The organism is Biomaibacter acetigenes, from assembly GCF_003691585.1.
Lineage (GTDB): Bacteria > Bacillota > Thermosediminibacteria > Thermosediminibacterales > Tepidanaerobacteraceae > Biomaibacter > Biomaibacter acetigenes.
Genome location: NZ_CP033169.1, coordinates 611,366 through 626,325, shown reverse-complemented (window position 1 = coordinate 626,325; position 14,960 = coordinate 611,366). Strand labels below are relative to the sequence as shown.

At 40.3% G+C, this 14,960-nt stretch carries 14 protein-coding genes and 2 pseudogenes; all 16 read right to left on the bottom strand.

What is annotated here, in order from left to right; all coding sequences use genetic code 11:
• Window position 1 precedes the first annotated feature (1 nt).
• On the bottom strand, window positions 2-1,138 hold the full coding sequence (locus D2962_RS03070) for a glucosidase family protein (RefSeq protein WP_122014108.1): 1,137 nt from the start codon (window positions 1,136-1,138) through the stop codon (window positions 2-4).
• A 50-nt stretch (window positions 1,139-1,188) separates the two neighbouring features.
• Window positions 1,189-2,148: an amidohydrolase family protein gene (locus tag D2962_RS03065; RefSeq protein ID WP_122014107.1), complete on the bottom strand. Its 960-nt coding sequence runs from the start codon at window positions 2,146-2,148 to the stop codon at window positions 1,189-1,191.
• 22 nt (window positions 2,149-2,170) lie between these two features.
• Window positions 2,171-2,536 carry a carbohydrate ABC transporter permease gene (locus tag D2962_RS03060; RefSeq protein ID WP_162991077.1) on the bottom strand — a complete coding sequence of 122 codons (366 nt, stop codon included), beginning with the start codon at window positions 2,534-2,536 and terminating at the stop codon, window positions 2,171-2,173.
• 16 nt (window positions 2,537-2,552) lie between these two features.
• Window positions 2,553-3,005 carry a carbohydrate ABC transporter permease gene (locus D2962_RS03055; RefSeq protein ID WP_122014105.1) on the bottom strand — a complete coding sequence of 151 codons (453 nt, stop codon included), beginning with the start codon at window positions 3,003-3,005 and terminating at the stop codon, window positions 2,553-2,555.
• Window positions 3,006-3,028: 23 nt separating this feature from the next.
• A complete protein-coding gene (locus tag D2962_RS03050) occupies window positions 3,029-3,952 on the bottom strand; it encodes a carbohydrate ABC transporter permease (RefSeq protein ID WP_122014104.1) in 924 nt (307 codons plus the stop codon).
• Between the two features lie 59 nt (window positions 3,953-4,011).
• On the bottom strand, window positions 4,012-5,301 hold the full coding sequence (locus D2962_RS03045; protein WP_122014103.1) for an ABC transporter substrate-binding protein: 1,290 nt from the start codon (window positions 5,299-5,301) through the stop codon (window positions 4,012-4,014).
• A 272-nt stretch (window positions 5,302-5,573) separates the two neighbouring features.
• Window positions 5,574-6,277, bottom strand: a pseudogene (locus D2962_RS18350) (ROK family protein).
• A gap of 590 nt (window positions 6,278-6,867) precedes the next feature.
• Window positions 6,868-7,248: an RDD family protein gene (locus tag D2962_RS03030; protein ID WP_122014100.1), complete on the bottom strand. Its 381-nt coding sequence runs from the start codon at window positions 7,246-7,248 to the stop codon at window positions 6,868-6,870.
• Window positions 7,245-7,918: pseudogene (locus D2962_RS19460) on the bottom strand (family 4 glycosyl hydrolase). The gene D2962_RS03030 and the pseudogene D2962_RS19460 overlap by 4 nt, the downstream one beginning before the upstream one ends.
• A gap of 17 nt (window positions 7,919-7,935) precedes the next feature.
• Window positions 7,936-8,496, bottom strand: coding sequence for a family 4 glycosyl hydrolase (locus tag D2962_RS03015; RefSeq protein ID WP_162991075.1), 561 nt, complete (start codon window positions 8,494-8,496; stop codon window positions 7,936-7,938).
• Window positions 8,497-8,512: 16 nt separating this feature from the next.
• On the bottom strand, window positions 8,513-10,912 hold the full coding sequence (locus D2962_RS03010; RefSeq protein WP_222927653.1) for a glycyl radical protein: 2,400 nt from the start codon (window positions 10,910-10,912) through the stop codon (window positions 8,513-8,515).
• Window positions 10,913-10,943: 31 nt separating this feature from the next.
• Window positions 10,944-11,870, bottom strand: coding sequence for a glycyl-radical enzyme activating protein (locus tag D2962_RS03005; protein WP_122014095.1), 927 nt, complete (start codon window positions 11,868-11,870; stop codon window positions 10,944-10,946).
• Window positions 11,871-12,197 carry a PTS sugar transporter subunit IIB gene (locus D2962_RS03000; RefSeq protein ID WP_122014094.1) on the bottom strand — a complete coding sequence of 109 codons (327 nt, stop codon included), beginning with the start codon at window positions 12,195-12,197 and terminating at the stop codon, window positions 11,871-11,873.
• A gap of 1 nt (window position 12,198) precedes the next feature.
• Entirely contained in the window at window positions 12,199-12,522 is a 324-nt protein-coding gene (locus D2962_RS02995; protein WP_122014093.1) for a PTS sugar transporter subunit IIA, read from the bottom strand.
• Between the two features lie 88 nt (window positions 12,523-12,610).
• A complete protein-coding gene (locus D2962_RS02990; RefSeq protein WP_162991074.1) occupies window positions 12,611-13,867 on the bottom strand; it encodes a PTS sugar transporter subunit IIC in 1,257 nt (418 codons plus the stop codon).
• A gap of 131 nt (window positions 13,868-13,998) precedes the next feature.
• Entirely contained in the window at window positions 13,999-14,742 is a 744-nt protein-coding gene (locus D2962_RS02985; protein WP_122014091.1) for a DeoR/GlpR family DNA-binding transcription regulator, read from the bottom strand.
• Window positions 14,743-14,960: the final 218 nt, after the last annotated feature.

Here is a 14,960-nt window from a genome sequence, read left to right as displayed (position 1 = left end):
CTTATTTTTTTATGTTCATTATTTCATTATCTCCGGTCCACTCGATGTACTCATCGAGTGCAATGACATACGCTGCTAGTTCGTCCAGTTCAAACCCGGGATATAGAACGCTTCCATTGATATAAAGGCTATGTATTCCCGCATTTCTTAAATATCGCGAAAAACAGGTTAACAAAATTTTTCTCGCTTCATTTTTATCTATTAAACAAACCGCAGGAAAACTCCACAATAGAGAATCCCTTCCCCAAAATGCAGCACTGACATAATATTTATGGCTTTTTGAAGTTAAAAGCACCTGTTCCTCTGTATCCAATGTGTATGCTACAGAATAAAAATAAGAGAAGAAAATATTTCTATTTACCCTGTCTTCAAGCAGCTTATTTTCTAATTTTACCCTATGTTCCTGCAGCCATCTTGTCTCAATTTCATATAGATTATATCCTCCACGCCTTCTTAAATCTATATTTATGGTGCCGGCTCCGTCCTGTTCCATATTAACTGAATAATAATAATAAAACGTTTTTTCTTCATGCCCATTTAATTTCTTTTTATTGGAAACCTTATACCTCATATGTTCTTTATCATAGTATAAGTCCGGGTCATCATCCCCTGAAATTGCCATGGCTGCCAGCACAGTCATATCTTTTAACTCAAACATTATCGAATTTGTCCAGGTGTGCAGGAATATATCTTTAGTTGCACATATTTTCTGAGTATGGAATACTGTTGATGCGCTCTCCTCCCATATACCTTGCACGCCACACTCAATATAAATATCGCTGCTTGTGATATTTTTGACTGTTATTTCATAAACAAATCCTTTATAACCCTTAGGTGTTATTATCCTGATCGTCACTTTCATCTTTGCACCATCATAATTAAAAACTGGTATCCAGCTATTCTCATACCGGTACCGAATAGGCTTTAAGTTAATTATCCCATTGTCAACACTTATAATCGGTTCAATTAAATTATTTCCTCTAAAATCTATCAGACTGTTAGTTTTATCCAAAATCACATTTGCAACTTCTACTTTGCCTTCTTTAGTAATGGAAGGAATGGATACAAACTCGTTTCCCGTGGCTAAATACTCATCGTATTCCTTTTCAGCCTCAGGAATAGTTAAAATCTTTTGCATTATTCTAACCACCTTTTAATTATTAATTCTGCATATTATTCATTAAAACACTATTTTAACCTTAATAAATCGACCGCATTTTCTCTGAATATTTTTCTAATATCATCTTCAGGTATTGATACTTGCCTTGCCGCTCTTATCTGGTCCAGAAAGTACCTTATTGTATAGCCGCGGGGAAACCATTCCGAATCACTACCGTAAATAATTCTCCCGGGCCCTACAGTTTCATAAAATTTTTTAAACAGGATGTTTAAATTAAGTTCATATGGCATCCATCTCATCCATTCATTGTTACCTGATGTGTCAACATACGTATTTGGGCACGCCCACATAAGCTGCAATAATTCACGGGTATATCCACATCCGAAATGGGGTATTACTATTTTCAATTTTGGAAATGCTTTTGCCACATCGTGAATAACAATGGGATTTATATTTTCGGCACTTCCCACTCCGCCGCCACCGCCTAAAATTCCAAAATGTATTAAAATCGGGATTTCATACTTTGAGGCAACCTCCCATACAGGATATAGCTTTTTATCACATAGAGGCGTTTTTACCACAGGCCCCATTATCTTATACCCTTTCAATCCATCTTTTATAGCGGCTTCTAATTTTTGAGCAGCGTTTTCCTCATCTGGAGCGTGATGGGCGAAGGCTACGAATTTATCAGGATAAAGCTTTGTCAGCTTTACTGCCAGTTCATTGCCGCCACAGGTGGTAAATACTACCCTTTCCAGGTTATTGTTTTCAACTTCATCAGCCCATCTTTTGGCCTGCATTTCAAAATCGACAGCCGGCTCCTCAGGCTCTGGAAAGCACCAGGCCTTTCGCCATTGACTGTTTAGAGATGCGGCCGAAATTTGTATGTAATCCCAGTTTTCCTTCCCAAATTCTTTTATATACCGGTCTTTATATGGTTTTAGCCAATCATCGTTGATTATCGGAAAATGGCAATGAAAATCTACCACCTTCCATTCGGGTAAGTCAATTTCCATGTATGCGCGCATTTCTTTGCCTCCCTTCAATTTATCAACCTTTCATACCAGTCAGGGCTATTCCTTCTACAAACTGCTTTTGCAATATGAAAAACATTATCAATACCGGCAATATAGCTACAAACGCACCAGACATCTGCCAGTGAATATTTACGCCGTATTGCTCTGAAAAGTATTGAAGGCCGACCGGCAGAGTCCTGACCCGGTCCGAATTGGTTATGATCAGAGGCCACAAAAACTCTTCCCAGCTCCATGAAAAGGTAAAAATAGCGAGGGCTGAAATAGCCGACCCCATCTGAGGAAGAACAATCTTAAAAAATATTCCTATTTCTGAAGCTCCATCGATTCTAGCCGCTTCTATAAGTTCTTTTGGAATTGTCAACATAAATTGATTCATCATGAAAACTCCCATCGCATCAAAAAGCCACGGAAAATACCACACCCAAATAACTGTTGATTATATCCATCTTTTGAGCCATTTGATATAAAGGAATCATTCTAACCTGAAAAGGAATCATCAAACTCGATAGGATAAGAAAAAACAATATCTTTTTGCCGGGAAAGTTGAACTTGGAAAACCCATATCCAGCCATAGCACTTGTCAATAACACGCTAAATACAATAACTGTCGTAGTTATTACACTATTTAAAAAGTATCGTGCGAAGGGAAGCTGCTCAAATACCTGCTTGATATTGTCCAGAGTGAAATGTTTTGGTATCCATGTTGGCGGAACCTGAATTATTTCCGACATGGGTTTGAAGGCTGCGGATGTCATCCATACTAAGGGCAACAACATCCACAGAGAACCGACAATCAGTACAGTATATGCAATTGCAAGTAGCAGTGGATTAGTGTGCTTTGTATCCATTGCTCTACCTCCTGATTAAAATTTTAATATTCAAATGGTTTCTGAAGTATTTTGATTTGCAAAACCGTTACTATCAGAATAACTGCAAGCAAGAAGAAAGCGTTTGCCGATGCGTAGCCAAGATCAAATTGCTTAAACCCATAATCATAAATGTGTATTACAAACACCCTTGTACTATCTAGAGGTCCTCCGGGAACGCCGTAAGAAAACCCTCCCGCGCTCATCACATACGGAATAGTAAACACTCTAAATGCATTTATAACAAGCATTACCGTCGTAAATACTATTGTTGGATTTAATAAAGGTATCGTAATTTTTCTCAATATGGTCCAGCCGGACGCTCCATCAATGTAAGCGGCCTCAAATATATCCTTTGGTATTGTCTGAAGGCCGGCAAGAAATATTACCATGGCGAACCCTATCTGTTTCCATACTCCAACTACCATCATTGCCGGAAGCGCCCATTTAGGATCTGCCAGCCAACCCGGCTGTGGGAGATTTAGCAGGCTCAGGAAATAATTTATCACACCATTTGTAGGCTCGAAAAGCCATTTCCATACAAAAGAAGAAGCAACCATATTCGTAACGACCGGAATAAAGTATATAGTCCGAAATAATCCTTTAAATCTCAAACTTTTCATGTTTAAAATAATGGCCAGCAAAAGTGAAATAAATGTTATTGTCGGCACTACTACGGCAGTCCAGGATACTGTAACGGTGACGGATTTAATGAATTTAGGATCATGAAACATGTTGATATAATTTTTAAATAATACAAAGTTCTTTACATCTCTTATTGTCGACCAGTCAAATAAGCTCATATAAAATGCCTGAATCAAAGGTACAAAGACGGTAATGAAGAACAAAATCATAGCCGGCATAACGAAAAATGCTCCTACCAATGCCAGCTTTTGTTCTTGAGATAGCCTTCTTCTCCCTATGAACACCTTAAACTTCCTTTCTGATTATACTTAGAGGATAGGCAGGTTGCAAAACCTGCCTATCTTTACTTGCTTAACTTCTTGTTAATCAAAGCGTTTTCAGCTTCAGCTCCATGTTTTACAGCATCCTCTACAGAAGACTGCTGCAATACAATTTTTGTCCATATTTCATCTCTTATGTTGTTTACATCATCTTCCCCCAATTCTTGAGTGGGAACAGCATTTTTCAGCGATTCTCTCACAACTTTTGCATTATCATCCGGGAATAAACTATCCTGCTCTAAAAGTGATTTCATTGAGGGTAAATCGCCAGCTTTCTCGATAAACTTAAGCTGGGCCTCTTTTGATGCCATAAACTTTACCCATTCCCATGCAGCTTCACTATTTTTCGAATCTTTATTTACAACATACAGCCAGTTATGGCCTATTGTTATCGGCTCATGACCCTTGGGTCCCGGGACTAATGCTATGGTGTAATTAAGGTCTGGAGCCATTTTCTTTATCCTGCCAACCGTTACGGGATGGTTTATGTAAAACATGGCTTTCCCTAACTCGAATTTAAACTGGCCTGTCATAAACGATGGTGAGTCAATCTTTTCATCAACCATTAATTTCTTTATATAGTTCCATGCTTCCAGACCCTGAGGCGAATCATAATTCACTTTTTTGTTTGCAAGGTCTACAACTTTACCGTCCAGCATTTGATACATAAACAGTGTATAAACCGCCCATTTATATCTTGTGTCAAGACCTGCCTGCTGGAGTTTGCCCTGGGAATCAACAATAGTTCCTTTTTTCGCCTGCGTCAAAAATTCATCCCAATCTTTTGGAGGATTTTTCGGATCATACCCTGCTTTTTTGTAAAGGTCGTTGTTTATAAACAATACAAGCGTCTGGACATCCGTAGGAAGACCATAATATTTTCCGTCTTTTTCTGCCTGGGAAATAGTCCAGTCAAGAAAAGTATTTTTTATTTCCTCCGGACTCATTACTTTTTCTGGCATAGGCTGTAGATATCCACCCTGGATCATTTCCTGAGCCTGAAGGGCGGAAATCTGAAATACATCCGCTGCCGTCTTAGAGGATAATGAGGTTGTCAATTTATCAAAATAGCTGTCGTATGGAATTGCCTCAACCTCCACCTTAATTCCAGGGTGATTTTTATCAAATTCTTCAGCAAGCTCCTTTACGACCGGTGTTCGGGCTTCATGATGGTGTTGCCAGTGCCTTATTACTATTTCCTCTTTTGGTTTAGAAGCTTCGGTATTGTTGTTTTTACCGGCACAACCTGCAACCATTGTCAGAACCAACATTAAAACAATGATTAAACTTATTGATTTTTTTAATTTTGACATTTTCTACACTCCTCACCTTTCCTTTAATTTAAAATCCTGGGAAGTAATACATCTTTTATTCAATAACACCCCCTCTTTTAAAAAAGTCCAGATTCTTCTCCCATACTCTATTACCAGGGAATTCTAGATACCCCTGTTGATTACCAACAAATAGTTTGGATTGATCTGTGAAAGGCAAAGGTTAATAGTACCTTTAATACCTGCATCCGATTCCTCAAGTAATATTATCTTTGTATGATTTTCAATATTATTCAGCTTGATTACATTCTTTTTCACCCTGGAAAAGAATTTTTTGCCAATATAATCCCCCTGAGAATAACCATCTCAGGATCTAAAATGCAGATAACGTTGTTCATTACATATGATATATAATTTACCAGTTGCAGTAAGTCAGCATCATTATCATCGATGTTCTCAAGTATTTCCTTTAATTCAGAAGTATCGCTAATACCTTTGTTTTTCATTATAGTTCTTATTAATTTTGAGATCTGACTTTCAATTAACAGTGTATATCTTTCTTTGTCCTCAAAATTATCGTCTATGTTCATGATTAAATTGCTTATTTCACCGGCAAAACAATTAGCGCCTCGATAGAGCTTATTATCGATAATAATGCCTGACCCGATTCCCTTTCCAAAGTACAGGTACGCTATATTCTTATATTTCTTGCTAATCTGTCATGATATATTCCTACCGCAGTCAAATTAACATCGTTTTCTAAAAAAATTGGCTTGTTATACCTCGCCTCAAGAATTTCTTTTAAATTTATGCCTTCCCACTCCGGAATGCTGAATATATTAAAAATAGTACCGTCTTTCCTTACAACGCCCGGAACCCCAACTCCTATAGCCTTAATATCTTCCTGACTTTTGACCTTAGAAATAAGATGATCTATCAGTTCAAACATGACTTTCAGCACTTCTTGAGTTGAGGTAAAATTCCTTTTTATAATCCCTTCATTTAAAAACTCCCCCATTATATCGGCCAAGACCCCATTCACCTGATTATCTTCAATATATATGGCTATTACCAATCCGGCTTCCCCATTAATTGTGTATAGGATTGGCTTGCGGCCAGATCTTGTTTCGCCTATTCCAAACTCTTTCACAACTCCTTCTTCTTGCAAAATACTAATTATTTTATTTACGGTAGGTAAACTAAGCTTTGTAATCTTAACGATATCCGGTTTGATATGGGACCTTTTTCCTTAATTATTTCAAGTATTAAATTTCTATTGACCATGTTAATCATGTGTGGTTGCCCTATTTGTTTTTTCATTTAGCACCTCAAAAATATTTAATTAATAAACTTTATTAATTAATATTCTACATAAAATAAAATATCCTTCTTTTATAAAAAATTTTGAAAGACTTTAAAAATAAGATCTCATTATAGTAAATTGGTTTATAATAAATTTAATATAGTCTTTACAAAAAGCCTGAAATGCTTATATTATAAAATAAAAAACTTCGGGAAGGATGTCCAACCCAAAGTTTTAAAAAATCTACCGATTTAATACCGCGGGCCTTGTGCCCGAGGTATTAAAATCAAAGATTCTTTTATTTTTTACTTTTCAATTATTACATAAGTGCCGGTAATTTTATCATGTAGCGTCTGTCTATTCTTATCCCACAACATTATAATATAGCCGCCAAATAAAAGTATCTGGGATAGAACCGTACCTAAAAACCGCAATGTGCCTTCTTTCCATCCTACCGGTTTCAAATCTGACTTTACAACTTTGATCCTGAAAAACATCTTGCCAGGCGTTTTGCCGAATACGGATACAAAAAATATAAAGTAAAGGGCGCATATTGCCAGATTTATAATAGATGCTGTCTGCGGAAACACAGATTTAATAATGTACATGGGCGCTGAGAGTATTATACTATCCACCAAAAAGGCAGCAAATCTAAGCCAGAAGCCTGCCAGTTCAAAAGCTTTCAATTTATTTGCCCCTCCTTAAGGAATCCCATCTCTATGTTCCCCTTTATAATTTTATTTAGAACAGCCTCTGCCTGATCATATGATCGTATAAAAGGATGGACCATCAAGGCTTCTATCAAAAGCGCACGACTATTTTGCAGTATTCCCTTTACTGCCAGCTCCTCATATGTGTTAATCTGGGTTATTAAAGACTGTATGGAAAGCGGGATATCTTTGGCCGGCAGCGATCTTATTTCCCCTCTTCTTACCATACATCCCGTTTCAACGACCGAATCGGTTGGCAAAAAATTCATAATACCGTTATTTTTTACATTTAAAATGTGAAACGTCTGTTTATCTCCATAAATTGTTTTATAAAGTCAATGATATATTTATACCATACTGTGGAGCGCCTGTTCAGCAAATTTAACCCTTGTTCCAGATTGCCGGATTTGAAATTTCCCAATATCTCCTCTTCCAAAGATAGCAGTTCATGTGCCCTTGTCTGGGGTTTGTTTAGAATTCTGTCGGGGTGAAAATAGTACTTTAAATGAGATACAGGAATTGCTTTGTGAAATTGTACTATATCCTTTTCTATGATGCCGTCAATTTCGTCAAACCTATCTATCACATTATCGGTTAAATCAATGCCGTTATGATATACCTTTTTTATCCAGCCCAGGTGGTTCAAGCCAAAGTATTCTACGTTCAGTTCTTCTTCCCAATCTTCAGCAAATCAGCTATCTTACTTATAAGGACTCTGGGGAGATCACATATTCCTACGGCTTTTATATTATATTTTGCCTGATTTATAGCCCTTAAAATCATACTGCATGGATTGGTGAGCATTATTAAAAAAGCATTTTTATTGCATCTTTCGACTTCAGAAGCTATTTCAAGCACAGCCGGAATAGTCCTTATTGCGTTTGAAAGTCCACCGGGCCCTATTGTTTCTTCGCCGACCATGTCAAATTCCGGCGGGAATTTCTCATCAAAGGCCCTGGCCTGCATCCCCCCTATTCTTACCTGCGATATGACTACATCCATATCTTTAACGGCATCGGCTATATTGGTACTTGCATCAATTTTTATGTCCAAACCGCTTCTTCTTACAAGTTCCCTGCATACATTTTTTACTATATTCAATTTGTCAGATGACCTGCCGTTCAATACTATTTGATCTACATCCAATTCCCCGTTTGATTTAATTATTTCAGTAATGAGGGCAGGGGTATATACGCCGCTGCCCCCCAGAATTCCTATTTTCAATCGTTTTCGCCCCTTTTTATACCGCTTTTTGTTCGGTGCGGGAAATGATGTCCTCCTGAGTGGTAGGATCAAGGGTGACGAACTGGGCACAGTATCCGGCCACTCTGACTATTAGATCCCTGTATTTTTCAGGTTCCCTCTGGGCAGCCCGCAGCACTTCCGATGACACTATATTAAATTGAATGTGCCATAATTTTAGTGCCACGAAAGTCCGGAGCAGGTCGGCGAATCTCTCCATTCGTTCCTTTCCCTCCAGCAGATCCGGAGAAAATTTTTGATTCAGGAGATTGCCTCCGGTGATAAGGATCGTTGGAAGCTTGGAAACGGATTTGAGCACCGCTGTGGGGCCTTTTTTATCGGTCCCCTGGGTAGGGGAAGCTCCTTCCGCCGCGGGAGTCCACGCTTTTCTTCCATCGGGTGTAGCTCCTACCACGGCCCCCATGGGAACATTGGATGATATGGCCGATGTGCCGGGGTAATAAATTCCTCCAATGGGCCCCCTCCCAAATCTCGTATTTTTAAACTTTACTATCTCTTTTACATATGTGTTAAAAGCTTTCACGGCCAGTTCATCCACATAATCGTCATCATTGCCATATTTGGGCGCCGCCAGAAGCTTTTTCTGTATTTCTATTCCTTCCTCAGATTCAAAATTCGCTTTCATCGCTTCTATCAATTTCTCCGGTTTAAGGACCTTTTCCTCAAATACCAATTTTTTAATGGCCGCCATAGAGTTGGCCACATTGGCAATTCCTACCTGCAAACCGCTCACCATGTCATAGACGGCTCCGCCTTCTTTTACTGTTTTGCCCCGCTTGATACAGTCATTCACCAGCGCAGATGTAAATATGTCAGGCACCAGCTTCTCCAGATTTGTATCTGCCACGTGATCTAGAACTATAGATAGTTTTGTATAATACTGCATCTGTTTTTCCCACTGCTCCCAGAACTCCTCAAAAGATTGTACTTCAGTCAAGGATTTTGTATGAAGCAGACAGTGTCCCGTCCTGGGATCTTTTCCACCGTATACTGTCATTTCCAGGACTTTGATCATATTCAAAAAGCTCATTCCCGTACAGCGGTATCCCCATTTACCGGGGACGGCCACCTCTATGCATCCCACCATAGAATAATTATAGGCGTCATCATGGGATACCCCGCGGCTCAACAGGGAAGGAATTATGACCTCATCGTTTTTAAATGCCGGCATTCCGAAGCCCATTTTAAGCACTTCTATGCACTTTTGAAGAAATCTTTCCGGAGTATTGGCATGAAGCCTTACCGAAAGGTTGGGCTGGGTAAGTCTTGTACCGGCAACGGATTCCAGAATAAGGTATGATAAGACATTTACCGCATCCCTGCCTTCTTTTGTCTGGCCGCCGATGGTGACATTCTGGTAAGTTGGGTATCCTGCGCCGTAGCCCGAATGGGACGTAGGTCTTATCTTTATAATGGAAAACAGTTTGATCCACAGGCACTCCAGAAGTTCCATGGCAAAATCCCGGGTGATAACATTGTTTTTTATATCATGTTCATAGTACGGATATAGATACTGATCCAGCCTCCCAAGGGAAACGGAGTGGCCGTTGCTTTCTATCTGTTGTATGAGATGTACAAACCATACGGATTGCACAGCTTCATAAAAGCTGGAGGCGGGGTATTCCGGCACGCGCCGGCAATTTCGCGCTATCTGCATCAGTTCCCCGGCCCTCACGGGATTCCGCTCTCCCCTTGCCAGGTCCTCTGCCAAATTGGCAAATCTTTGCGCAAACTTTATGGCGCTTCTCAGGGTTATAATTATAGATTCAAGAAAAGCCTTTTTTCTTAAAGCATCGTTTTCAGAAAGATCCAGCGCAGAAAGGGCTTCCTCCGCCTCCTTAATTACTCCTTTCAGGCCTAATTTTAGAACCTTTTCATAATCCACCACTATATGTCCGTCTCCCGAAGTCATGTTTCCATCGCCATGAATGGCTTTGATAATGGATGCGGTCTTGACCTCTTCGGGCATGGATGCCATGCAGTGGTCATAGAGAGTCTTTCCTTTCCAGAATTTTATAATTTCCAGCAGTTCTTCTTTATGTTCTTCGGGAAGGTGGAAAACATCCCCTGCGCGCTTATCGAAATTGCCTTTTTCTTCAAGTTCTTTTTCAATCCATTCCACGGCATACTCGGGAAAAACCGGCGCCGTCCTGGGTGCGCACGCCTGGTTCCCCACAATGAGCTCCCCGTCAAGGATATATATGCTCATATTTTCCAGGGTTCTTTGAAGGGCTATCGCTCTCTTTAAATAAACAGGCAATGCCTCGTTTTCTCGATATACTTCGGTATAAAATCTTGCCCTTTCAATGCAGACACCGGGCACTCTTGACAGCACATCTTCCCGTAGTTTTTTAACTCTAATACTAGACACATTCACAATGAAGACCTCCCAAAAGATGAATATGAACCTATCCTCCTACCACTACATTCAAGCCGCTATCTTTCAGAATTTGTGCCGCTTCGTAAATCTTTTCCTTATGTGGTTTTACAAGATGTCCCAATTCATATATTCTTTCCAGATATTCATACTTCGACTTTCCCAGAGTATGATAAGGCAGCAGGTGTACCTCCCTTAAATTTTTCAATCCATTTATAAACTCCTTTATCGCTTTAATATTGCTTTCATCGTCATTAATTCCCGTAATCAACGGAATCCTTATAATATAATGGACTTTGCTTCTATCGATCTTTTTTATATTATCGAGAATGAGTTTGTTTTCTACACCGGTCAATTCCCTGTGGCGCAGCGGGTCCATATGCTTTATGTCGATTAAGACATGGTCCGTATAGCTTATGACTTCTTTTACTACATCCCATGGAGCATAACCGGAAGTTTCAACGGCGGTATCGATAAATTCTTCCCTGCTTTTTTTCAATATTTCTAAAGCAAACTCGAATCGGCTCAATACTTCTCCGCCCGAAAGGGTCACGCCCCCGCCCCCCCTCAGATAAAAGGGGATATCCTTTTTTACTTCCTCCATCACCTGTTCCACCGTCATTTCCATCCCTACCGCGCTGCGTGCCCCTGTGGGGCATGCTTTTATGCATTCGCCGCAGGTTCTACATATATTCCTATCTGTGATAACCTTTTGCCGTGAATAATCGGCTCTAATGGCGTGATAGGGGCAGACGGCAATGCATTTTCCGCAAAAGGTACATTTATGTGTATAGTAGTAAAGTTCGGGGTGAAAGTTATGAGTCTCGGGGTTGCTGCACCACTTGCATCTGAGGGGGCAACCCTTAAAAAAAACCAGCGTTCTGATGCCCGGGCCGTCGTTTAGTGCATATCTTTCTATTTCGCAAATTATTCCCGAAGTCTTTTTTAATTCCCGCATTTACTGCACTCCAAGGGTTTTGAGGGCGATATCCAGGCACCTGTTTCCATCTACAAGGCCATATGTTTGAAAATCTATGTTTGCCACGGGCACGTTGAATTTTGAAGCGACGTTATCGACATCTTTTTTATAATGTCTTACCTGAGGGCTGAGCATTACAAGGTCCAGTTTTGAAAAATCTTTTTCCTTAAAACCCCATCCTGCCACTGCTTCTATATTTACATCCAATCCTCTTTCTTTTGCAGCTTTCTTCATTTTTTCCACCAGAAACCCGGATGACATGGCATTTACACATATCAGCAAAATGTTTAATTTTTTATCGGACATTTTAAAAAACCTCCCTGCCGGCAAAATACTTTCTGGCAATCCTTAACATTCTTTTAGCCATATCCCTTTCAGATTCCGTGACAAGCATAAGGTCCATGCCGTGGATCAGAAGAAGGGTGGGCTGGATGTTTTCCCCGCAGGCCTCCTTCTGACATACCTTCATGTGGGTATCATGAGCTGCCAGAAGATTTTTCTCGGCTTCTTCAATCAACTTTTCCGCTTTTTCCAGCTGGCCTTCTTCACACGCATCCATGGCCTCGGAAATTTTCGATCTTGCCTCTCCGGAATTTGCTATGATTTGAAATGCAACCTGCTCTAAGTCCATTGCTTCGCCTCCTATTTGTTTAAACAGGGCTTGACGGTTTTCGTCGAGCCCTGTAAAATTAATATGGAAAATTACATATTACGAAATGTCAGCTTGCCGCGCCTGATTCTTGTTCCAGGAGATGTTTCTCCCATATCCTGAAGAAAGGATAATATAGAGCCGCACTTACGCAGAACACTATGACCGCAAGTATTACCGATCTGAAGTCGCCGCCCGTCATAATATACTGGTAGATGGGGACGGGAGTAGTCCATGGCGGCAATACATACGCCTTTGTGACGAGATTCAGTTTTGCTGCGACATATACTATCGTCATTATAATCGGCTGGCTTAAGAACCATGGAATGAGCATAATGGGATTAAGTATTATGGGTGTACCAAAGGTTATGGGCTCATTAATGTTGAATATACCGGGTATGAGCGCCACTCTTCCAACCTGTTTCAAATGGGCGGATCTAGACCTCAGATAGAAGAATATCAGGGGCAATGTGGCTCCCGAACCGCCCATATGGGCATAGCTCATCTGCATGGGTTCAGTCCAGAAAAACGGTATGGGCTGCCCCGCCAAGGCGGCCTGTGCATTAGCAGCAAGATTCTGCGTGAGGAAAGGCGCCATGACGCCCCACACCACCACCGAAGTGCCGTGGATGCCCACCGCCCATAGAGCCTGGTGTAGCACCTGCGCCAGCAGTATGGCAGGCAAAGTATCGGCAACAACTACCAGTGGTTTGAAGGCTGACATAATAACTTCTGGAATATTGAGGTTTCCAACGGTTCTGATTAGCCATATGACGAGAACAATGACTCCCACAGTAGTTATCGATTCAAAGGACGCCATTATTGCCGGCGGAACGCCTGCAGGCATTTTGATGGTAAAACCGGATTTTTTAAACCACCGCATAAGTTCAGCCGTGCATATGGCCACTATTATTGCGGTAAACAGGCCGGTGCCTCCCAGATAATCGGCCGATAGCGCATTTTTAGTCATAGGGGCCGCTGCCAGCAAAAATCCCAGCATTGACGTTATCCCTGCTGCTGTAGAATCAAGGTCGTAAGTTGACGCCAGGGCTGATGCCACTCCAAAGGCTACAAAGAGGGACATCAAGCCGAAAGTCATCGAAAATGGCACAAGCAATATATCACGATATGGTTCTACAGCAGCGCTCCATGATTGAACAGGCGGGTATGCAATGATCAGTGGTATGGAGCCCACGATAATAAGTGGTATTATCCTCTGTATCCCCTGCCTGATAGCGGCAAAATGGCGCTGTTCCGCAAGTTTCATCAGCGGCGGCAGAACTTTATTTTCCAAAAATTGAGCAAAATTATCCATGAATCCCGACACGATACTACCTCCTTGCATTTTTATTCCGATTACACCTCATTCTTTATTCTTAAATTCCCCCTATGTCATATATTCACCTCCCCGCAAGCTGTATTTCCATTCGTTTTTCGAACGGAAAATTTTAATACTTATTATACTTTTATTAATTTTACATTCTTTTCTATGAGAAATTCCTCATAATCCTTGCCAATGCCCGAATCCGTTATAACAGTGCTTACGGCTTCAGTGTCCAAAAGATGCGTAACTCCTCTGACTCCAAACTTTGTTGAATCTGTTATCACTACCACATTTTTTGCTCTTTTCGCCATACATCGAACAGTTTCAGCCCTCATCATATCTATCGAAGTGAAACCAGTTTCTTCGGTAAACCCATCCACCCCGATAAAAAACTTATCAACATAAATATTATCCAGGGAACTCCTGATCAATGGGCCTACTGTGACTTCAGCGGCTTTCTGCAATATTCCTCCCAGCAGGATTACATTAATGTTGTTTAATTCTTTTACATGGTTTGCTATAAAAAGGGAGTTTGTAACTATAGTTACCTCTTTTTTATTCGCCAGTTCTCTGGCAAGAATGGCGGCTGTGGAACCCGATTCGATCATTACGGTTTCTCCATCCTGCACCATTTTCGAAGCCTCTCGGGCGATCCTTTTCTTCACCCTGTAATTCAAGCACATGCGGTTGGATATGCGGTCATCGGTTATGGCTACTGCGCCGCCGTGGACCCTTTTTAACATCCCCTGTTTATCAAGAGCCCGTAAGTCCTGCCGTATGGTAACCTGGGAGACATTAAACTTCCTGGCAAGTTCATTCACATTAATTTTAGATTCTTTCGAAATAATATTCATTATTTCCATTTGTCGGTTGTTCATTATTCTACATCCTTTTGATAAATTTAGATGTGCCTCTATTTTCTTATATTTTCATTTATATTATATTATACTTTCATTCGAAAGTAAATATGTTTTTAATAAAAAAATATACATATTTTATTCGTCATACTGTGACGATAAATTAAAGCAAAATTAATAAAGCCCCTTTTAATAGGGGCTTTAAATAAAAATTAATTTAAACAACAAGAAAGTTTAAC

Bases quoted from the DNA above. Each gene is read 5' to 3' on its own strand.
- D2962_RS03070 (WP_122014108.1), bottom strand. From the start codon at position 1,138: ATGCAAAAGATTTTAACTATTCCTGAGGCTGAAAAGGAATACGATGAG.
- D2962_RS03065 (WP_122014107.1), bottom strand. From the start codon at position 2,148: ATGCGCGCATACATGGAAATTGACTTACCCGAATGGAAGGTGGTAGAT.
- D2962_RS03060 (WP_162991077.1), bottom strand. From the start codon at position 2,536: ATGATGAATCAATTTATGTTGACAATTCCAAAAGAACTTATAGAAGCG.
- D2962_RS03055 (WP_122014105.1), bottom strand. From the start codon at position 3,005: ATGGATACAAAGCACACTAATCCACTGCTACTTGCAATTGCATATACT.
- D2962_RS03045 (WP_122014103.1), bottom strand. From the start codon at position 5,301: ATGTCAAAATTAAAAAAATCAATAAGTTTAATCATTGTTTTAATGTTG.
- D2962_RS03005 (WP_122014095.1), bottom strand. From the start codon at position 11,870: ATGCGGGAATTAAAAAAGACTTCGGGAATAATTTGCGAAATAGAAAGA.
- D2962_RS03000 (WP_122014094.1), bottom strand. From the start codon at position 12,197: ATGTCCGATAAAAAATTAAACATTTTGCTGATATGTGTAAATGCCATG.
- D2962_RS02995 (WP_122014093.1), bottom strand. From the start codon at position 12,522: ATGGACTTAGAGCAGGTTGCATTTCAAATCATAGCAAATTCCGGAGAG.
- D2962_RS02985 (WP_122014091.1), bottom strand. From the start codon at position 14,742: ATGAACAACCGACAAATGGAAATAATGAATATTATTTCGAAAGAATCT.